We start from the raw sequence: 20,271 nt of genomic DNA, 5'->3' as shown, positions 1-20,271 counted from the left end.
TAATTAGCAGTTACTATAGTATTTACTCTTAAATGAGGAGAAGGGAAGAGTTATATGTTCGATCAGCATCATTTTGACTTCCTATATAACGCCCAAGACGATTCTATGCCACTAGTCATTATGATGTGTGGCGTAGCTGGGTCCGGAAAAACTACATTCTCCCAACAATTAGAAAAGGAAGGGTTTATTCGTTTATCGATTGATGAAGAAATTTGGGCAACGAAAGGACGCTATGGCGTGATTTTCCAATGGATGAGATAGAGATATACAATGATGAAGCAGAAAGAAAACTACGTAAACGTTTAGTGCAGCTCATCCACGAAAAAGAACGGGTTGTGGTGGATTATAGTTTTTGGAATCGTGATAGAAGGGACCAATATAAACAGCTAATCGAAAAAGCCGGCGGTAAATGGAAACTTATTTACTTAAAAGTGGATCCCGATGTTTTGCGTGAACGTCTCAAAATACGAAATAAACGTTTTGATGCCAATGCATTCCCAATCACAGAAGACATTTTATCTACCTATATTAAAGGTTTCGATGTACCAAATGGGGAAGGGGAAATCGTCATTGAAAATTAACTCATCTCATAAAGAATATAGGAGTGCTTGTAAATTGAATTGATTCTTTTAGGGAGGCTATTATGACGGAGGATTTTTATTGTGAAGAAGTTTTAAGTGGAAATACGAAAGTAAATAAAGTGTTGGAAACGGAAAGTGTCTTAGCTTATTATCATACAAAACCATTTTACCCAGTCCACATTGTAGCAATACCTAAAAAGCACATTTCATCATTTCTTACTTTGGAGGAGAGCGATAATGAACTTTTTACTGAAGCTACTTAGCGTCATCAAAAAAGTTGCTGCAATGGTAACAGAAGAATATGGAGCATGCAGAATCCTTACAAATTTAGGAGCATATCAGGATTCGAAACATCTTCACTGGCATATAGTTAATGGAATACCATTACGATAATTGGGGATCTGTTGCACTAAGTAAGGATGATTCGCTTTTTAACTGCTAGAGAACATAATAAAAACTCCTATGGCACTTACACATTTTATTGTTATTGATATGGATTCATAATGGTTTCTTCTGCAGTTACTTATACATCTATGCCATTATGGAGCGTATACTCGACTGGTAAAGCAGCATTATGGATTCTATATTGTAAGAGTTAAAGAAATACATAAAGTTACTATGAAGTAGGTGCCTATTTTATATACTATCTTCTAGTTTACATAATATATATTATAGCTAGTTATGAAAAATAAACCTTTTATTGTCTCATTGGTAAAGTATTCTTAGGATAGTGAGACGTTTTGGATTATTTTTAGATCCAAACACAAAAAAATCCAATTAGCATTTTAGTTCTAATTGGACAAGCTTTTTAGTTTTATATATCAAATTATGATTTTATAAACAATGCCTCAGGTCTATAAATTGTGTTATTTTGAATTTGTTCTAATACATGCGCAGTCCATCCAACTGCTCGTGCAGCTGAAAATGTTGGCGTAAATAATTCGGTATCTAGTTCGATTGCTTTCATAATTGCTGCAGCATAAAATTCCACATTTGTTTTTAAGTTTCTTCCTGGTTTATAAGCTTCTAGCAACTCAACAGCAATTTCTTCTACTTGTAAAGCTAATCGTAACCACGGGTCATCTGAGTTCATTTCTAATAGCTTTGTTTTTAGCGCTATGGATCGAGGATCTCTTGTTTTGTATACACGATGACCAAATCCCATTAAACGCTCACCATGTTCTATTTTCGTTCGTATCACTTCAACCGGCTTTAAATTATCAGAAATTTCATTCAATAAATTAATGACTCCACTTGGGGCTCCGCCGTGTAACGGACCTTTCATGGTACCAATTGCAGATGTAATCGCCGATATCATGTCTGATTCAGTAGAAATTGTTACGCGCGCTGAAAAAGTCGATGCATTCATGCTATGCTCCATCGTTAAAATCATATAGGTCTCTAGTGCAGTTATATGATCCTCTAATGGTTCAGCTCCCTTTAACATATATAAGAAATTTTTAACATGACCATATTCACTGTGAGGTTCTAATACTGTTAAACCTCGTTGAAAACGGTATCTTGAAGCGATAATGGTAGGTATAATCGCAGTAATACGAATGGCGTGATCCAATGATGGATTACTTTCTTCTATATATATGGAAGATAGTGCAGTTCTTAATACACTCATCAGATCCATCTCCTTTGGAAGCGTTTGAATAATTTGTTTCACATGGTCGGGTAAAATCCGATATTTTTTCATATCTTTTCTTAAATGATTTAATTGAGCCGTGTCCGGAAACGAACCATGCCATAAAAAGTATGCTACTGCTTCAAATGTATATTTTGTTGCTAATTGTTCAATTGGTATACCGCGATAAGTTAAGATACCATTTGCTCCATCTATAAAACTTAGTTTTGTTTCTGCTGCAACAATTCCTTTCAAACCCTTTGAATACATAATCAACAACTCCTTTCCATCTTTACTTCTATCTTATAAAATAATGTTAATTATAAAAATTAAATAAATGTAATCAAATTAATTATCTTTGTTAATTAGGAGTGATTAAAATGGATTTCGCTTGGATCAAAACCTTTGTAACAGCTGCGAAGTTTGAGAATTTCAGACAAACAGCTGAAACTCTGTTTATTTCACAGCCTACCGTTACTGTTCATATTAGGCTTTTAGAAGAAGCATTAGGGATTCCATTATTTGAACGGGTAGGAAGAAAAATACAACTAACGCTGGAAGGAAAACGTTTCGAACATCATGCTAAGCATTTATTAAAGGTTTACCACGAAGGATTAGAAGATCTACAAGGATTTCGACAAGGTTATGTTTATAAGCTAACTTTAGCAATTTCACCACTTATTGCAGACACGATATTACCAGCAGTTTTGAAACGGTATTTAAAGCATCATGGCGATGTGGAACTAAACATTAAAGTAATGGAATCAAAGGATATTGAGGACTTAATCCTTAATGGAACCGTTGATATTGGCATTAGTTGTTTAAACACTCGAAACACCACTCTTCATTGCGATAAATTACATGAAGATTCCATTTTATTAATTGTTCCTCACGATGGTTATGATTTAGAGTCAGGTCCACCTATCGAAGAGGAAGAAATTCTGTCAAAATACCATTTGTTAACGGATAGCCATCCAGATTATTGGAATGACTTACTACCTACCATTAAAAGAACCTATCCATTTGTAAAAACGATGAAAGTCTCACAAGTTCATATTACAAAGCGTTTTATTATAGAAGGATTAGGTGCATCCTATTTACCTGCTTCAACGGTTCGAAGAGAGCTTTTAGAAGGAAGAATGATGGAAATACAAAGTGAAATTCCCTTACCAACAGCTAAAACCTTTGCTATTTATAAATACGATCACGATATCATTCGTGAATTTTTATCCTTTATAACTCAATTCCACTATTAATCGTAATTGTTGGACACTCATTATCATTATTGTACAAAGATTCCATTTTTCCAGTTACTCATGTATAATATATTTCGAGTAACGAAGAAAGGAGTCTTTTATGGAAGACGCACAAAAACAAAAAACATACGAAGATCAACATTCTGATAAAATTTGGACACGTGATTTCGTCTTAGTTTGTCTCGCTAACTTTTTTATTTTTCTTGGCTTTCAAATGACATTACCAACGATTCCTTTGTTTGTAGAAGAATTAGGTGGAAGTGACCAGTTAATTGGACTGATTGTTGGTGTCTTTACTTTTTCTGCCCTTTTATTAAGGCCCTACGCAGGACATTCCTTAGAATCAAAAGGCCGTCAATTTGTATACATGCTTGGTTTAGGAATCTTTGTTCTAGCTGTGGGATCGTTTGCATTTATTACAAGTATTATCATATTGTTTATAATGCGCGTGGTTCAAGGGGTTGGATGGGGATTTTCCACAACTGCAACTGGTACAATCGCAACTGATATTATCCCGCCACATCGTCGTGGTGAAGGATTAGGATATTTCGGTTTATCTGGTAATATTGCACTCGCTTTTGGACCTTCACTTGGATTAACACTTGCCGGAGTTATTTCATTTCAATCGCTCTTTTTAATTTGTGCTGCATTGGGATTTATTGCTTTTTTACTCTCAACAAAAATCCACTATAAAAAAGCGGAAAAATCAGAAGAAAAAACCGTACCTGTTAAGTTTGATATATTTGAAAAGTCTGCTATACAGCCTTCCATACTATTATTTTTTATTACGGTTACTTTTGGGGGTATTGCCACCTTCCTCCCTTTATATACGGAGGAAAAAGGAATCGGCGGAATAGAGCTTTACTTTTTAACTTTTGCCATTTTCTTAATGATTTCAAGAACTTTCGCTGGCAAACTTTATGACAAAAAAGGTCATATATACGTGTTCTTACCTGGTACGCTATGTATTTTGATTGCTATGATTTTATTATCCTGGTTACCTAGTACTTTTGTTATGCTTATTGCCGCAGCGTTATATGGCTTAGGCTTTGGTAGTGTACAGCCCGCACTTCAAGCATGGGCAGTAGATAAGTCACCAAAAAATCGAAAAGGAATGGCAAATGCAACCTTCTTCTCCTTTTTTGATTTAGGGGTAGGAATTGGCGCTATTGGATTTGGTCAACTGGCTTATCTTTTTAATTACGCTAGTATATATGCAACAGCAGCTGGATCTGTGTTCTTATCTATGGCATTTTACGTTTATTTATTGATAAGATCAAAGCGTGAAAATAAGAAATCCGTAAATGGATAAACATACAATTAAATAATATAAAAAAACCGAGTTACTACAACATGGATATGCTCCCCTTAAGGTAGATAGATTTAAAAAGTAAAAATCTGTTTTTCTTTAGGGGGCGTTTTTTATGTCCTATTGAATTTTAATTTATTAGTTTACATAATTATATTATTAACAACCAATGTGTTTTTATTGCTATATTATTGTAGATGGATAGATTTCATTATGTTAAATTGTTTTCGTTGCTTTATTCTAGTTCCTCATCCTCCCTAATACTTCAGCTGTAGTCAAGTTTTAATCATACTTCAGAAAAAACTCTATGGTAATTGGAAGCCGTTATTAGAAACATGTGAAGTATTATTAACAGACAACTATCATATTTTACTTCTTTCAACTTCACGACTGTTCTTGTCATTTATATAATCATTTCATCCTTTTCATGTTTATTATATAATATGAAAAGGATAGATTATTTTAAATATTCTTATAAGGAGGCACTTACATATGGCAAAGGCAGTATGGCATCCTAGTGATTCATATATAAAAACCACAAGACTCTATAACTGGATGAAGTCATTAGGTTTTGATCAATACGATTCGTTTCATCAGGAATCCGTAAACGATATTGCATGGTTTTGGGACCAGGCTGTTAAGGAATTAAATATAAAATGGTTTCAAGAGTACTCACAGACTTTAGATTTATCCAATGGAATCCCCTATCCAGAATGGTTTGTAGGCGGCAAAATGAACGTCGCATACAATTGTGTTGATAAATGGGCGGAAAATGCTACAACTGGTAATAAAGATGCTCTTGTATGGGAAGGTGATAACGGAGAAACGAAGACCTATACTTTTGTGGAACTACACAAAGAAGTGAACAAAGTTGCTAATGGATTGAAGAATCTAGGTATTAAAAAACAAGATGTTGTATCGATATATATGCCGATGCTTCCTGAAACGGTCATTGCTATGCTTGCGGTTGCGAAAATTGGCGCCATATTTTCACCTGCATTCTCTGGTTATAAAGCCGATGCGGTTGCAAAAAGACTGAATGCATCTCAAGCAAAATGGCTAATCACGACTGATGGCTTCTTTCGTCGTGGAAAAGAAATACCGTTAAAGGAAGAAGCAGATAAAGCAGTAATGCAAGCTCCTTCAGTAAGAAAAGTGATCATGGTAAGAAGAACAAAAAGCAATGTACCTTGGGATGAGACACGTGATGTAGATTGGAAGGAAATACGACAAAATGTAAGCGATTTCAACATTGAGGAGACAAATGGAAATGATCCTTTAATGATACTCTACACTTCTGGAACTACTGGAAAACCAAAAGGTGCTTTACACACTCACCATGGGTTTCCGATTAAATCTTCCTTTGATGCAGGGATATGTATGGACGTTCAACCAGAGGATACTCTCTTTTGGTATACCGACATGGGTTGGATGATGGGACCATTTATGGTATTTGGCGGATTAATGAACGGTGCTAGAATAGTAGTTTTTGAAGGAACACCAGATTATCCCGAGCCAGACCGCATTTGGCGATTAGTAGAAAACCATCGTGTTACACATTTAGGTATCTCCCCTACTTTAATCCGCTCTTTAATGGGATTGGGAGACAATTGGTATTCCACTAGAGATTTATCCACCTTAAAGATGATTGGTTCTACTGGAGAGCCTTGGAATCCGGAGCCGTGGATGTGGTTATTTGAGAATGTTTGTAAAGGTAAGGTTCCGATCTTTAACTACTCTGGAGGCACCGAAATATCAGGCGGTATATTAGGAAATGTATTAGTGAAGCCAATTTCACCAATTACCTTTAATGCTGCTCTTCCAGGTATGGATATAGATGTGTTTGATGAACAAGGACACTCGGTTGAGAATGAAGTTGGGGAATTAGTCATCAAACAACCATGGGTAGGTATGACATATGGGTTTTATCAAGAGCCGAAACGATACGAAGAAGCCTATTGGAATAGATGGGAAAACACTTGGGTTCACGGCGATTGGGTTATAAAAGATCAAGAAGGCTTTTTTACGATAACAGGGAGGTCTGATGATACGTTAAATGTTGCTGGTAAACGAATCGGACCAGCAGAAATTGAATCCATTCTTGTAGAACATGATGATGTTTTAGAAGCTGGCGTTATAGGTATCCCCCATGACGTTAAAGGTGAAGTGCCAGTTGGCTTTGTTGTATTAAATAAAAGTAATATAAATGAAGTGCTAGTCTTAGAGGAACTGAAAACATTATCCATTGCAAAATTAGGGAAAGCTTTATCGCCTAGTGAACTATATATCGTGCAGGATTTACCAAAAACAAGAAATGCCAAGGTTATGAGAAGAGCAATTAAAACAGCATATCTAAATAAGGATGGAGGAGATTTATCAGCTCTAGAAAACCCTCAATGTTTAGAGGAAATACGGAACCTAAAAAATTTCGTATAAAGTCTAAAGAAATACCGCTTGGCATTACTTAATGTACCAAGCGGTATTGTGTTTGTTTTTATTCTTCTTTCGATGCTAACAATAAACCAACATTCGTTTCAAAGGAGACAATTTGTTCCCCATTTGTTATTACTTGAAAGTACTTTTTAATGGAATCTTCCGCATCTATTATATATTTTCGTACTGCTTCTCTTTCCGCTTCTGTATGTGCTGTCCTACTAACCCAATCCTCAAACTCAAATGTTTTTCTTCTCGTTTCATCTTTTATAACACGCATTTGGTTATGAGATAGCAAATGATTCCATTCACTCATCTTTAGTGCTCTTACGTGACTGTTGTCCCGTAATTTTTCTATTGCGTTTATAAATTCGTCATAAGCAGATTCCTCTGGGGCTACATTGTCAATTAACATAAACATACCCCCTGGCTTTAAGACCCTAGATATTTCTTTTATAAATTTTTCTGGATGCGGAAAATGATGTGGTGCAATGCGACATGTAACGGCATCAAAGGTTTCGTCTAAAAAAGGTAATTGTTCTGCATCTGCTAGCATATAGAAAATGTTTGTATAATCTTCCAAGAAGTCCGCCGCAGTTTGAAGCATTTTTTTCGTCAAATCTGTTGAAAATAATTGCTTTACATAAGGAGATAACGTTTTTGCAACATGTCCTGCTCCTGTTGCAACATCCAGTACAACCCAATTCGATTTTGGCTGGAGCCAGTCCACTAACGCATTTAAATCCTCTCCCTTAGCATGAATCGGACTCGTTACATAAGATGAGGCATTCTTGGTGAAATTGTTAATCACTTTCTCTTTCTCACGATTGGTCATTTTTCATCACCTCGCTTCCAATATACACCATGTGTTGTAAAAAGGGAATCTGGTTTATTGCCATTTGAATATTTCATTAATCCCAGAAGACGAGAAACAAAAAACTCATGCAGTATGAAAAGACTGCATGAGTTTCACTAAATTAAACTGGATATACTCCATGTTTTTTTTCACTAAAAGTGATATCTTTTGTAGCGTATACTTCTAAACGATTCGTTAACACATGACGCAACTCATTTGGCTCCACGATATCATCGATAACCATTTCGGAAGCCAGCCGATAGATATCAATATTTTCTTTGTATTCTTCTTGCTTTTGTTTTATAAAGGCTGGTCGATCTTCTTCGGGTAATTCTGCTATTTTATTTGCATAAACGGCATTAACAGCCGCTTCTGGTCCCATTACTGCAATTTGCGCTGTTGGAAGTGCGATACAGACATCTGGCTCAAACGCAGGACCTGCCATCGCATATAGTCCTGCACCATATGCTTTACGAACAATTACAGAGATTTTAGGTACTGTAGCTTCACTCATTGCGGAAATCATTTTCGCTCCGTGGCGAATGATACCAGCTCTCTCTACTTTTGTCCCAATCATAAAGCCAGGAATATCAGCCAAGAAAATAAGCGGTATATGGTAAGCATCGCAAAGTTGGATAAATTTTGCCGCCTTATCTGCAGAATCATGGAATAAAACGCCACCTTTAAAGCGTGGTTGATTGGCAATGATTCCCACGACTTGCCCTTCGATACGGGCTAAGCCAGTAATCAATTCCTTCGCAAATTCTCGTTTTATTTCACAAAATGACTCTTCGTCTATCAAACGATCAATTAATGCATACATGTCAAAAGGTGCATTTTGATTTTCAGGAATTAATTCCGCTATGGTTTTCTCAAAATGCTTTGGTTGTAATGCGTCGACCTTCTTAGGTTTGAAACGAAAGTTTGCAGGAAAGTAAGACAAGTATTTTTGAGCAAAAAGAATTGCTTCTTCTTCACTTTTGGCAAGTACATCTCCACATCCTGAAACTGAGCAATGCATTTTTGCACCACCCATTTCCTCTAATGTTACTTTCTCGCCAATTACTTTCTCCGCCATGCGTGGAGACCCTAAATACATGGAAGCATTTCCTTCAACCATGATAACGATATCACAGAAGGCAGGAATATATGCGCCTCCAGCAGCGGATGGTCCAAACAATAAACAAACTTGAGGTACTTGCCCAGACATTTTTACTTGATTATAAAATATTCTGCCAGCACCCCTGCGACCAGGGAACATTTCCACTTGGTCTGTAATTCTTGCACCTGCTGAATCTACTAAATAAAACATCGGAACTTGCAACTTTTGTGCTGTTTCTTGAATCCGGATAATTTTTTCTACTGTACGTGAACCCCATGAACCCGCTTTTACTGTAGAATCATTCGCCATTACACATACAGTTTGGCCGTTTATCTTACCGATTCCTGTGACAACACCATCTGCAGGTAGGTTCCCATCCATACAATTTGCGAAAAATGCATCTTCCACTTGAACGTCATCGTCTAATAGCAACTTTAAACGATCTCGAACAAAAAGTTTCCCTTTTTCCTTGTTTTTCAAGTGATACTTTTTTGCTCCGCCATGTTCTATTTTCTCTTTCATTTCCTGTAATTTTGATCCTGTTGTAATCATTCCATGTCACCTCTTTCTTTACTATTTCCCTTTATAGATAGGTTTTCTTTTTTCTTGAAATGCTCGTATACCTTCATAGCGATCCTCTGTTGGAATTGTTTGTTTATAACAGGCCATTTCAATTTCTAAGGCTTTTGGTAGGTCTATATTAAAGCCTTGCTGAATCGCCTTCTTAGCTTGTTGAACAGCAATTGGTCCATTTTGAGCAATCGTCCTAGCAATTTCTAGCGTTACATCATTTAGCTCCTCTGCATCGACAACCTTTTCTAAAATGCCATATTCGAGTGCCTCGAAACTCGTTAATCTTTTTGCCGTATAGATTAAGTATTTCGACTTTCCAATACCGATAAGTCTACTAAGGCGTTGTGTACCTCCAGCACCAGGGATAATGCCTAAAGAAGTTTCTGTTAATCCCATTTTAGCTTGGTGACTTGCTAAGCGAATATCACATGCTAACGCTAGTTCTAGTCCCCCACCAAATGCAGCTCCATTAATTGCTGCAATAGTAGGGATACGTAGAGATTCAAGTTTGTTGATTGTTTCCTTAATGTAGGTTACAGCTGCAAGAACCTGTTGCTCATTCATGTTTTTCCGTTCCTTTAAATCTGCACCTGCACAAAAAGCCTTTCCGCTTCCAGTTACAATAAGGACTCGAAGATTGTCATTTCCCTCTATTTTTTCTATGGAATCGTTTATTTCATTTAATAGACTGTTAGACAACGCATTATAGGAATCGGGTCGATCTATTGTTAAGATTCCAATATGTTCGTCTGTAATGTCCAGTTTTACGTTGTTCATCTTGTAGCACTCCCTTCTTGGCTACAAATTTGCATCTGATGACTTGGTAATGGCTTCGGAATAAATTGCTGGATGTATTGTGCCGCTTCTTGTAATTTGGTTTGGTTAATATTGGTTTTAATCCCCATTCGATCTAACATATACAATAAGTCATCTGTTGCTAAATTACCGGATGCACCTTTAGCATAAGGGCATCCACCTAAACCACCTAAGGAACTATCAAAGGTGTCGAATCCCATTTGTAAAGCCATCAGACAATTAGCTAAGGCAGTTCCTCTCGTATCATGGAAATGCAGTGCCATTTTTTTCGTTGGGAACGTATCCTTCAATACCGTAAGTACTTCTTTCACTTGCAGTGGGTCTGCCACGCCGATTGTGTCTCCTAACGACAATTCATCTATTCCAAAATCAAACAGCTGCCTAGATACCGAAACAACCTGTTCTACAGAAATTTCTCCTTCATAGGGGCACCCGAATGCAGTTGAAACGTAACCACGAACCGATTTATCATTTTTTTTTGCCTCTCCGATAACCGCTTCTAAAACCGGGTACGTTTCCTTAATGGTTTTATTAATATTCTTTTTATTATGGGCTTCACTTGCGGACATAAAAACTGAAATTTCATCGACATTTGTAGCAAGAGCACCTTGTAAGCCTTTCATGTTTGGTACTAATGCAGCATATGTGACATCTTTTGCTCTATTAATCTCTTTTGCAACTTCTATTGCATCTGCTAACTGTGGAATCCACTTCGGATGCACAAATGATGTAACCTCAATATAGGAAAGACCACTTTGGGACAATAAATTGATCCACTCAATTTTATTCTCAGTTGGTATAATTGCCTTCTCATTTTGGAGTCCGTCTCGTGGACCAACTTCTTTAATCGTTACTTGCTTTGGTAGATTCATAGAAATTAGACTCCTTTTATTTGTTATTCAATAATCGCGATAACATCACCTTCGTTAACAAAATCCCCTTCACTAACCTTTAATTCCTTTACTGTTCCATCGACCTCAGATGATAGAGGAATTTCCATTTTCATCGATTCCAAGATGACCACATCCTGCCCATTGCTTACAGCTTCTCCTTCCTTTACAACAATCTTCCATACACTACCTGCCATATTTGCTACTACTTGACTCATTTCTTTTCCTCCTAACGATTTGTTTGAATATGTTCGTCAATAAAAGATGTTCTAGTATTTCCTTTTTGAAATTCTTTGGAGTCTACAATTTGTTTTAACAATGGAATATTCGTTTTGATCCCTTCTACAACATAGTGCTCTAATGCAGAAGCCAATAGTTGAATCGCTTCCTCTCTCGTTTTACCTGTTGTCACGAGTTTTGCAATCATCGGATCATAAAAAGGTGTAACTGACATACCTTCTTCAACAGCTAGCTCATTACGTATGTGTTTTCCTTCTGGCACCTTCATTTTCGTAATTTTCCCTGGGGATGGGAAGAAGGTTACTGGGTCTTCGGCATAAATTCTAGCCTCGATGGAATGAGATTGAATAAATAAATCAGATTGTTTTTGTTTCAGTTTTAGACCAGCAGCGATATTCAACTGTTCCTCTACAATATCAATACCAGTTATTTCTTCAGTAACGGGATGCTCTACCTGAAGTCGAGTGTTCATTTCTAAAAAGTAAAAGTTTTGTTTTTCATCTACTAAAAATTCTATGGTTCCTGCGTTTGTATAATGAATAGCTCGTGCAGCTTGACAAGCCATTTCCCCCATTTTTCTTCTTGTTTCGTTTGTTAGTAAAGGAGAAGGAGCTTCCTCTAGAACTTTTTGATGCCTACGCTGAATCGAGCATTCTCGGTCAAACAAGTGGACCACATTACCATACTTGTCTGCTAGTATCTGTATTTCTACGTGATGGGCGTTTTCAATTACTTTTTCTAGAAACATAGTGCCGTCCCCAAAGAAATTGGTCGCCCTTTCCGAATTACGCTCAAATGCAGTTTTTAATGTATTGGCATCCTTCACGATTTGCATACCAATTCCGCCACCCCCAGCAGATGCTTTTAACATCACAGGATATCCAATCTGCTCAGCGATGTGAAGCGCTTCCTCTACATTTTGAATCGGCTCTTCTACACCGGGAATAACAGGAACACCAGCTGCAATCATTTGTTTTCTCGCCTCAATTTTACTTCCCATTTGTTTAATTACTTGCGCAGATGGTCCGATAAATACAATTCCTTCCTGTTCACATCTTTTAGCAAATGTTTCATTCTCGCTTAGCAATCCATAGCCTGGATGAACGGCTTCTACTTTTGTTTGCTTTGCAATTTCGATAATTCTCTCTATTTGTAAATAACTTTCATGGACACGTGGTCCACCAACTAAATACCCTTCATCTGCAAGCTTAACATAGGGCGCATGTTGGTCAGCCTCGGAATAAATGGCTACTGTTGAAATATTATGTTTTTTACAAGTCCGAATAATTCGTGCTGCAATTTCACCACGATTTGCAATTAATATTTTTTGAAAAGGCACAACATAACCTCCTAACATCCTAATTGGCGTGCAATAACCATTCGTTGAATTTCTGAAGTACCTTCACCGATTTCAAGTAACTTGGCATCTCTCAAATACCTCTCCACTTCATATTCCCGCATGTATCCGTACCCACCATGGATTTGGATTGCTTGGTTTGCCGCACGAAATGCCGTTTCTGTAGCGTATAACTTGGCAAATGCGGATTCTTTTGTAAATGGTTTGCTTTGGTCCTTTAACCACGCTGCTTTATATACCATATTACGTGCCAATTCCACTTCCATCGCCATGTCAGCTAATTTAAATTGAATGGCTTGAAATTTAGAAATAGACTGTCCGAATTGTTTTCGCTCTTTTGCATATGCCAATGCTTTTTCGAAGGAAGCCTGTGCGATACCTAAGCCAAGTGCTGCAATGGAAATTCTTCCACCATCTAATGTGTAAAGAAATTGACTAAATCCTTTTTTTGGATCCCCGAGTAAGTTTTCTTTCGGAACCCGAACATCTTCTAAAATAATTTCAGCAGTATTAGAACCACGAACACCCATTTTGTCATAATTACTATTAATCGTTACGCCTGCTGAATTAGCAGGTACGATAATTGCCGAAATAACATTTTTTCCTCTGTCGTTTTTTCCAGTAACAGCCGTTACTATAATCGTGTCGGCGAAGCTTGCGTTGGTAATAAAACATTTCTCACCATTAATGACATATCCATCTCCATCTAGTCTTGCTGTCGTTTTCGTACCACCAGCATCAGAGCCTGCATTTGGCTCTGTTAATCCAAACGAACCTAAAGCCTTTCCACTAGCTAATGGGGTTAGGTACTTTTCCTTTTGTTGATCCGTACCAAAGTAATAGATAGGAGAAGCGCCTAAAGAAACGGCAGCAGCATAGCTTAATCCAGTACTTCCGCAAACTCGGCCAATTTCTTCAACCGCGATGGCATACATTAATGTATCACCACCAGACCCTCCATACTTTTCAGGGAAGGGAATACCAAGCAACCCTAATTTCCCCATCTCCTCAAAAATATCTTCTGGGAAAATGGCTTTCGTATCGATATCAATTGTTCTCGGTCCTATTACTTTCTCAGCAAATTCTCGAACCATATTTCTTGTCATTTCCTGCTCTTTTGATAATTCAAAATTCATTTTTACCCTCCTTTATCCGTTGACAGTCGGACAAACCGACTAGTTGGTCTGTTCAATATAAATGAAAGCGCTTAAAAATTACAGCGTGTGAATGTACTCTACAAATTACCTCGAGTATAAAGCTTTTCCTTTATCTGTTAAGATGCCTTGTAAAATAATGTCCGTAAAAACATTCGCAATCTCTTCAATCGTTTTGGGTCCGTCTTTTTTGTACCATTTATATGTCCAATTCACCATTCCTAGTATGGACATTCCTGTAATTTCGACAGGTAGCTCGCTACGAAATTCCCCTGATTGCTGTCCATTATCAATAACTTCAAAAATGATTTTTTTAAAAGCTTCTCGTTTCTTTTTGATCTGCTGTTCAAAATGTGGTTTCAAATAAATACTTTCTTGGTAAAAAACTGAGATGTGTGGTTTGTATAAATCAAATACTTTCACAAAGGAGTGAATAATTGCTTTGAGTTGTAAGGTAGGTTTTTGGTAGGTTGTAATTGCGTCATTTGCCTTTTCTAGAACATACGAAATAAAGGTATCATGGATTTTATATAAGAGCTCATCCTTTGATTGGAAATGGTGATAAAACCCACCCTTTGATGTTCCACTGTATTCCACAATTTCTTTAACAGAAACTCCGTGAAATCCGTTTTTTTCAAATAATAACAAAGCTGTTTCTACTATTTTATCCTTAAGTTCACTCAAAAGACCTCCCATCCTTTCTTTTCTTTATTATAATATCATAACTTTTTGAAAATTCAAATTCACAAATAAAAAAACAGTAGGACCATTGAAAAATAAAATCCTACCGTTTTGAGTTTGGTTTCTTAGGCCATTATGTTATAGCCTGAATCCACATAAATTATTTCTCCTGTTACACCTCGAGATAAATGACTCATCATGGCAAGCGTCATATCTCCAACATCCTCTTGTGTAACATTTCTGCGAAGCGGTGCTGTTTCTTTTACTTCATTCAGAATGTCGTTAAAAGAAGGAATTCCTTTAGCCGCAAGTGTACGAATAGGACCTGCAGAAATTGCATTTACACGAATATTGTCCGGTCCCAAATCAGAAGCTAAATATTTAACTGTTGTTTCTAAAGCGGATTTGGCAATACCCATTACTTTATATTCTGGAATTACTCGCTGTGCACCAAGATAGCTCATTCCAATGATCGATCCACCCTCTGTCATATAAGGTTTTGCTTCTCTTGCTACTGCTATTAACGAATAAGCACTCGTATCTTGAGCAAATGCATATCCTTCTCTAGAAGTATTAATAAAATCACCTTTTAAATCAGCGGCGTGGGCAAATGCAATGGAGTGAACCACACCGTGGATTGTGCCAACCTTTTCTCCTATCTGCTTAAACGCATTTGATATGCTTTCATCATTGTTTACGTCACATTCAACAACTAATTCTGCTTCAAACTCATTTTTTTCAAGTAGCTTAAGTAGTTTCTTTTGTGAACGCTCTTGCCGATATGTAAATACGAGCTTCGCACCAACTTTATATAAAGATTGTGCTACTCCCCAACCGATACTTCTTTCATTAGCTATCCCCATAATAACAATCGTTTTATCCTTTAATTGAAGTAAATCTGTCAATTTTATATCCTCCTAGCAATAAATTATAACAACTATTAGTACCTGGTTCTAATTATACTTTATGTACAGACAAATTTCAATTATAGAAAATAAGAGTACATACGAAAAATCGTATGTACTCTTTTGAAAAAACTTTATTATTCCATATATGCCCACTTATACTCGTACTCGGCACCAAATGCGTTGATAATAACACCTTTTAAATTAGGTGAAACTAATTGTGCATTCCCTTTTTGATAAAGTGGTGCAATAACAGCATCATCTAATAGAACCTTCTCCGCCTCTAATGATGCTTCAAAACGCTTCACAGGGTCAAGTGCAAACTCTTGAACTGTGCTTTGTACTAATGCATCGTATTCTGGATTTGAATAACCCGTTTCGTTATTTCCTCCACCAGTTAACCATAAGTTTAACCAGCCATAAGGGTCTAAATAATCTGCACCCCAAGCAGAAATAACCATGTCATATTCAAGATTGGACGTTAGATCCAAACGTTGTTCAAATGGTACTTGTTTTAATGTTACAGTTAATCCTGGAAGATTCGTCTGTAACTGGTTTGCGATATATTCATTCATCAACTTCGAAACTTCATCATCTTGTCCTAAAAGTTCAAGTTCAACGGTATCTGTTCCGAGCTCCGCTAACCCTTTTTCCCATAAGCTTTGCGCTTCTTCTAAATTAAATGTTACAAGATCACCATTGATATCTCGGAAATCTTCACCTGTTTCTGGATGCTTAGCAAAATCCTTTGGAACAGCACCAGTAGCAACAATCGTACCGTTATTGATGATAACATCAATCATTGCTTGCTTATCAATTGCCATACTAATCGCTTTTCGAATATTAACATTCTTTAATGCTTCATGCTTCGTTTGATTAAATTTAAGGAATGCCATACTTGATTCCATTGTTGTTACAAAGTCGTCTCTAGTACTATAGCGATCAACTAAGTCTGAATTTAAATTTGTGCGATGTAATTCGCCTCTTTCATATAAATCCACACTAGCTTGTGTATCTTTCAATACATCAAATGTAATGCGCTCTAATTGAACAGCATCCGCATCCCAATAATCAGGATTTTTCACTAACTCCCATGAGTTTGAGGTACTTTCCCAATTTTTAAGAATAAATGGACCATTTGCTAGTAAATGATCAGAACTTAAAGCATAATCATTACCTTGTGCCTCTACAAACTTTTCGTTTAGTGGTAAGAAGGTACCAAAAGTAGTCAAGGATTCGAAATAAGGCGTTGGATTTTCTAGTTCAACAACTAGTGTAAAATCATCCTCTGCACGAACTCCTAATTCAGAAACATCCATTTTACCCTCACTAATTGCTTTAGCGTTTTTAATTACACCACTCATCATGTAGGGACCATATTCGGAACCTGTATCAGGATTTACTGCACGTTGCCAAGCATATACAAAATCATGAGCTGTAACAGGGTCACCATTTGACCAAACTGCATCCTCACGTAAATGGAAAGTCCATGTTAAAGAATCATCACTAATGTCATGGTTCATTGCAATGCCTTCTTCAATTTCTCCATTCTTACCAAGACGATATAAACCGTCTGTTGTAGCACTTAGAAATTGGAATGCATATTCATCCGTAGCCATAGATGCATCCATAGTTGGGATGGTGTCACCATTTGGTAAATGTAATACTTGTTCTGTATTACCTGTATTTTCCCCGGTGTCTTCTACAGTGCCTTCATCATTACCGCCGCAGGCTGCCAAAATCATACTAAGCACAACACCTACAACTAGCAATAAAAATTTCTTTGATGTTTTCATGTTGTTATACCTCCTATTCTATAGTTGTCCTAACAAAAGTTGAAAGACAATCTCCATTATATCGAAATCTTATTATGAATTCATGAAAGAACGTCCCATTTTTGTAAAGTCTTAAAATTGCTCCTTTTCACAAAAAAACAATAGTTTAGTAAGCCATTATTCATAATATGTCCAAAATGGTTTAGAACATGAAAAATCACCTGCTTCTAGCACGAAACAGGTGATTAAACGTTCGTTATTAAGATTGCTCCACTTCACCGAAAGGCTTTATAACAGATGGCTTTTTCCATACTGCAATAACCTCTCCTTCAATATCGGTATCAACTGTAAATGATCCATTGCTATATCGATCACTTTTGTTTAACTTTAATGGAAATATTTCATGTACTTCGCCATTCTTTGTTTGATATTGAATCAGTTCTTGATCATTAACAAATAATAATCCAGCTACTCGATGTGGCCTTGATTTTAACTCCCGTAACATGACCAATCCACGTTTCGCTCTTGATCCTTGTTCAAATTCATTTAACGTCATTCGCTTACAAGCACCACGTTGTGTAACTAAAACGATAGATGGAGAGGATAGGTCATCAAAGACCTCACCACTTACAACATATTCATCCTTCTTCAATTGAATGGCCTTCACTCCGGCAGCTCTTTGCCCTACTTGATTCACTTCTGACTCATGATACCACAAACCATATCCCTTATTAGAAGTAACAAAGATTTCACAGTTTCCATCTGTTAATTGAACATCTACTACTTCATCTTCTTTTTTCAAGTTAATTGCAACTAGCGCACGAGACCGTCTTTGAGCGAAGTATTGCTTAAGATCCGTCCTCTTGACCATGCCGTTTTTTGTGAAGAATAGTAAATAACGATCTTCTGTAAATTCTCGAACAGGAATTGCTTTAATTAGTTTTTCGTCTTTTTCTATAGCGATTAAGTTCCCTACATGCTGACCTAAGTCTTTCCACCTAATATCAGGTAATTCATGAACAGGAACGAACAAATAGTTGCCCTTATTCGTAAAAAATAGCATCGTATCGGTCGTATTTACTTCATATAAACTAGTGAGATAATCCCCCTCTTTTAATGGGAAATCTCCTTCGTTAGAAGCAGCATAGGACCTTGGACTAGTTCGTTTCACATACCCATCCTTCGTTACAGAAACTAAGACATCTTCACTAGCAATCATGACTTCTAAATTAATTTTTAGCTCTTCAATTTCTGCTTCAATTTTCGTTAATCGTTCTGTCGTATAGTTCTTTTGTATCGTTCTAAGGTCTTTCTTAATAACTTGCATTAATTTCTTTTCGCTATTTAATATCGTCTCTAATTCTTGAATTCGCTTTTGCAATTCATCTGCTTCTTTTTGTAAAGACGTTACATCAGTATTTGTTAAACGATACAATTGCAACGTAACAATCGCTTCCGCTTGTGGCTCTGTAAATCCGTAGCGTTCCATTAAGCGGTTTTTTGCATCTTGTTTATCTTTTGAAGCACGTATCGTTGCCACCACTTCATCGAGAATAGATATAGCTTTAATCAATCCTTCTACGATATGCGAACGGTCTTTCGCTTTTCGTAAGTCATACTTTGATTGACGTGTAACAATTTCCTTTTGATGGGCAATATATGCATCTAAAATCGCCGTAAGACTCATAAGCTGTGGTCGTTGATTATGTATGGCCACCATATTAAAGTTATACGAGATTTGCAAATCGGTATTTTTATATAAAAAGTTTAAAATACCTTCACTATCTGCGTCCTTTTTTAACTCAATGACAATGCGTAAACCGGTTCGATCTGTCTCATCACGAACTTCCGCCATACCTTCCACTTTACGGTCTAATCGTAGTTCATCAAATTTCTTAACTAAATTCGCTTTGTTTACTTCATACGGTAATTCAGTAATGACAATTTGCTGTCTACCACTTCGTTGATTTTCCGTTTCAGCCTTTGCTCTTACAATGACTTTCCCCTTACCAGTTCGATAAGCCTTTTCGATTCCATCCATGCCTTGAATAATTCCGCCTGTAGGAAAATCAGGGCCTTTGATTACCTCCATTAGCTCATTAACATCAGCGGATGGTTTATCTATCTTCATAATAACCGCATCAATGACCTCGTTTAAATTATGCGGTGGAATATCTGTAGCATAACCTGCTGAAATACCTGTAGATCCGTTAACTAACAGATTTGGAAATTTTGCAGGTAATACGACAGGCTCCTGGTCGGTATCATCAAAGTTTGGTATAAAATCTACCGTATCTTTTTCAATGTCGCGAAGGAGCTCAGAAGCAATACTAGACAATCTTGCTTCTGTATACCGCATCGCAGCAGGTGGATCACCGTCAATACTACCGTTGTTCCCATGCATTTCAATAAGCTCATTACGAACTTTCCATGTTTGACTCATCCGAACAAGTGCTTCATAAACAGACGAATCACCGTGCGGGTGGTAATTACCGATTACCACCCCGACCGTTTTCGCAGACTTACGAAATGGTTTTTCATGATTGTTTTTTTCTTTATGCATTGCATATAAAATACGACGTTGAACAGGCTTTAAACCATCTCTAGCATCTGGTAGTGCCCGATCTTGAATGATGTATTTACTGTATCTCCCAAATCGATCCCCAATTACCTCTTCAAAAGGAAGATCTAAATATTTTCCCTGGTCAGCCAA

Annotated in this window: 17 protein-coding genes and 1 pseudogene; 6 read left to right on the top strand and 12 right to left on the bottom strand. The window is 36.9% G+C overall.

The features are described 5' to 3' along the window. Positions 1-54 precede the first annotated feature (54 nt). The 3 genes and pseudogenes from C1A05_RS18440 (at position 55) to C1A05_RS11335 (ending at position 974) form a co-directional block, all read left to right on the top strand. Positions 55-261 carry an AAA family ATPase gene (locus C1A05_RS18440; protein ID WP_255398301.1) on the top strand — a complete coding sequence of 69 codons (207 nt, stop codon included), beginning with the start codon at positions 55-57 and terminating at the stop codon, positions 259-261. After that, a complete protein-coding gene (locus C1A05_RS11340) occupies positions 249-581 on the top strand; it encodes an AAA family ATPase (protein WP_255398300.1) in 333 nt (110 codons plus the stop codon). The genes C1A05_RS18440 and C1A05_RS11340 overlap by 13 nt, the downstream gene beginning before the upstream one ends. Positions 582-643: 62 nt before the next feature. Then, positions 644-974 (top strand): annotated as a pseudogene (locus tag C1A05_RS11335) (HIT domain-containing protein). 433 nt (positions 975-1,407) lie between these two features. On the opposite strand, the gene C1A05_RS11330 reads toward C1A05_RS11335, so the two are convergent. Next, the gene (locus C1A05_RS11330; protein WP_102028350.1) at positions 1,408-2,481 is read right to left on the bottom strand and encodes a citrate/2-methylcitrate synthase; all 1,074 of its coding nucleotides are present in this window, start codon (positions 2,479-2,481) and stop codon (positions 1,408-1,410) included. 110 nt (positions 2,482-2,591) lie between these two features. Here C1A05_RS11330 and C1A05_RS11325 point away from each other — a divergent pair, with 110 nt between their 5' ends. The 3 genes from C1A05_RS11325 to C1A05_RS11315 all read left to right on the top strand — a co-directional run bounded on the left by C1A05_RS11325 (position 2,592) and on the right by C1A05_RS11315 (position 7,212). Beyond that, positions 2,592-3,467, top strand: a complete 876-nt coding sequence (locus C1A05_RS11325; RefSeq protein WP_102028349.1) for a LysR family transcriptional regulator — start codon at positions 2,592-2,594, stop codon at positions 3,465-3,467. Positions 3,468-3,567: 100 nt separating this feature from the next. After that, a complete protein-coding gene (locus tag C1A05_RS11320; protein ID WP_102028348.1) occupies positions 3,568-4,779 on the top strand; it encodes an MFS transporter in 1,212 nt (403 codons plus the stop codon). A 489-nt stretch (positions 4,780-5,268) separates the two neighbouring features. After that, the gene (locus tag C1A05_RS11315; RefSeq protein ID WP_102028347.1) at positions 5,269-7,212 is read left to right on the top strand and encodes an AMP-binding protein; all 1,944 of its coding nucleotides are present in this window, start codon (positions 5,269-5,271) and stop codon (positions 7,210-7,212) included. 58 nt (positions 7,213-7,270) lie between these two features. On the opposite strand, the gene C1A05_RS11310 is transcribed toward C1A05_RS11315, so the two are convergent. The 11 genes from C1A05_RS11310 to parC form a co-directional block, all read right to left on the bottom strand. After that, positions 7,271-8,044 carry a class I SAM-dependent methyltransferase gene (locus C1A05_RS11310; protein ID WP_102028346.1) on the bottom strand — a complete coding sequence of 258 codons (774 nt, stop codon included), beginning with the start codon at positions 8,042-8,044 and terminating at the stop codon, positions 7,271-7,273. A 142-nt stretch (positions 8,045-8,186) separates the two neighbouring features. Next, a complete protein-coding gene (locus C1A05_RS11305; RefSeq protein WP_102028345.1) occupies positions 8,187-9,719 on the bottom strand; it encodes an acyl-CoA carboxylase subunit beta in 1,533 nt (510 codons plus the stop codon). Positions 9,720-9,740: 21 nt separating this feature from the next. Then, entirely contained in the window at positions 9,741-10,517 is a 777-nt protein-coding gene (locus C1A05_RS11300) for an enoyl-CoA hydratase-related protein (RefSeq protein WP_102028344.1), read from the bottom strand. Further along, positions 10,514-11,428: a hydroxymethylglutaryl-CoA lyase gene (locus tag C1A05_RS11295; RefSeq protein WP_102028343.1), complete on the bottom strand. Its 915-nt coding sequence runs from the start codon at positions 11,426-11,428 to the stop codon at positions 10,514-10,516. The genes C1A05_RS11300 and C1A05_RS11295 overlap by 4 nt, the downstream gene beginning before the upstream one ends. 23 nt (positions 11,429-11,451) lie before the next feature. Next, positions 11,452-11,664: an acetyl-CoA carboxylase biotin carboxyl carrier protein subunit gene (locus C1A05_RS11290; RefSeq protein ID WP_102028342.1), complete on the bottom strand. Its 213-nt coding sequence runs from the start codon at positions 11,662-11,664 to the stop codon at positions 11,452-11,454. An 11-nt stretch (positions 11,665-11,675) separates the two neighbouring features. After that, positions 11,676-13,025 (bottom strand): acetyl-CoA carboxylase biotin carboxylase subunit, encoded by a 1,350-nt coding sequence (locus C1A05_RS11285; RefSeq protein ID WP_234998481.1) that lies wholly within the window; start codon positions 13,023-13,025, stop codon positions 11,676-11,678. Positions 13,026-13,036: 11 nt separating this feature from the next. After that, complete coding sequence (locus tag C1A05_RS11280; RefSeq protein ID WP_102028340.1) at positions 13,037-14,179, bottom strand: acyl-CoA dehydrogenase family protein; 1,143 nt, start codon at positions 14,177-14,179, stop codon at positions 13,037-13,039. A 105-nt stretch (positions 14,180-14,284) separates the two neighbouring features. After that, a complete protein-coding gene (locus C1A05_RS11275; RefSeq protein ID WP_102028339.1) occupies positions 14,285-14,881 on the bottom strand; it encodes a TetR/AcrR family transcriptional regulator in 597 nt (198 codons plus the stop codon). Between the two features lie 122 nt (positions 14,882-15,003). After that, on the bottom strand, positions 15,004-15,783 hold the full coding sequence (gene fabI, locus C1A05_RS11270; protein WP_102028338.1) for an enoyl-ACP reductase FabI: 780 nt from the start codon (positions 15,781-15,783) through the stop codon (positions 15,004-15,006). A gap of 137 nt (positions 15,784-15,920) precedes the next feature. Then, on the bottom strand, positions 15,921-17,579 hold the full coding sequence (locus tag C1A05_RS11265) for a peptide ABC transporter substrate-binding protein (protein WP_102028337.1): 1,659 nt from the start codon (positions 17,577-17,579) through the stop codon (positions 15,921-15,923). A 238-nt stretch (positions 17,580-17,817) separates the two neighbouring features. Next, positions 17,818-20,271 carry a DNA topoisomerase IV subunit A gene (parC, locus tag C1A05_RS11260; protein ID WP_102028336.1) on the bottom strand — a complete coding sequence of 818 codons (2,454 nt, stop codon included), beginning with the start codon at positions 20,269-20,271 and terminating at the stop codon, positions 17,818-17,820.

The sequence above is a fragment of the Salirhabdus sp. Marseille-P4669 genome (assembly GCF_900240405.1).
Lineage (GTDB): Bacteria > Bacillota > Bacilli > Bacillales > Alkalibacillaceae > OEQK01.
This window is presented reverse-complemented; position numbering and strand designations above follow the sequence as displayed.

Excerpts from the sequence above, each read along its gene's own strand:
- C1A05_RS11330 (WP_102028350.1), bottom strand. The coding sequence starts at position 2,481 with ATGTATTCAAAGGGTTTGAAAGGAATTGTTGCAGCAGAAACAAAACTA.
- C1A05_RS18440 (WP_255398301.1), top strand. The coding sequence starts at position 55 with ATGTTCGATCAGCATCATTTTGACTTCCTATATAACGCCCAAGACGAT.
- C1A05_RS11290 (WP_102028342.1), bottom strand. The coding sequence starts at position 11,664 with ATGAGTCAAGTAGTAGCAAATATGGCAGGTAGTGTATGGAAGATTGTT.
- C1A05_RS11295 (WP_102028343.1), bottom strand. The coding sequence starts at position 11,428 with ATGAATCTACCAAAGCAAGTAACGATTAAAGAAGTTGGTCCACGAGAC.
- C1A05_RS11305 (WP_102028345.1), bottom strand. The coding sequence starts at position 9,719 with ATGATTACAACAGGATCAAAATTACAGGAAATGAAAGAGAAAATAGAA.
- C1A05_RS11340 (WP_255398300.1), top strand. The coding sequence starts at position 249 with ATGGATGAGATAGAGATATACAATGATGAAGCAGAAAGAAAACTACGT.
- C1A05_RS11310 (WP_102028346.1), bottom strand. The coding sequence starts at position 8,044 with ATGACCAATCGTGAGAAAGAGAAAGTGATTAACAATTTCACCAAGAAT.
- C1A05_RS11265 (WP_102028337.1), bottom strand. The coding sequence starts at position 17,579 with ATGAAAACATCAAAGAAATTTTTATTGCTAGTTGTAGGTGTTGTGCTT.
- C1A05_RS11325 (WP_102028349.1), top strand. The coding sequence starts at position 2,592 with ATGGATTTCGCTTGGATCAAAACCTTTGTAACAGCTGCGAAGTTTGAG.
- C1A05_RS11320 (WP_102028348.1), top strand. The coding sequence starts at position 3,568 with ATGGAAGACGCACAAAAACAAAAAACATACGAAGATCAACATTCTGAT.
- C1A05_RS11300 (WP_102028344.1), bottom strand. The coding sequence starts at position 10,517 with ATGAACAACGTAAAACTGGACATTACAGACGAACATATTGGAATCTTA.
- C1A05_RS11280 (WP_102028340.1), bottom strand. The coding sequence starts at position 14,179 with ATGAATTTTGAATTATCAAAAGAGCAGGAAATGACAAGAAATATGGTT.
- C1A05_RS11315 (WP_102028347.1), top strand. The coding sequence starts at position 5,269 with ATGGCAAAGGCAGTATGGCATCCTAGTGATTCATATATAAAAACCACA.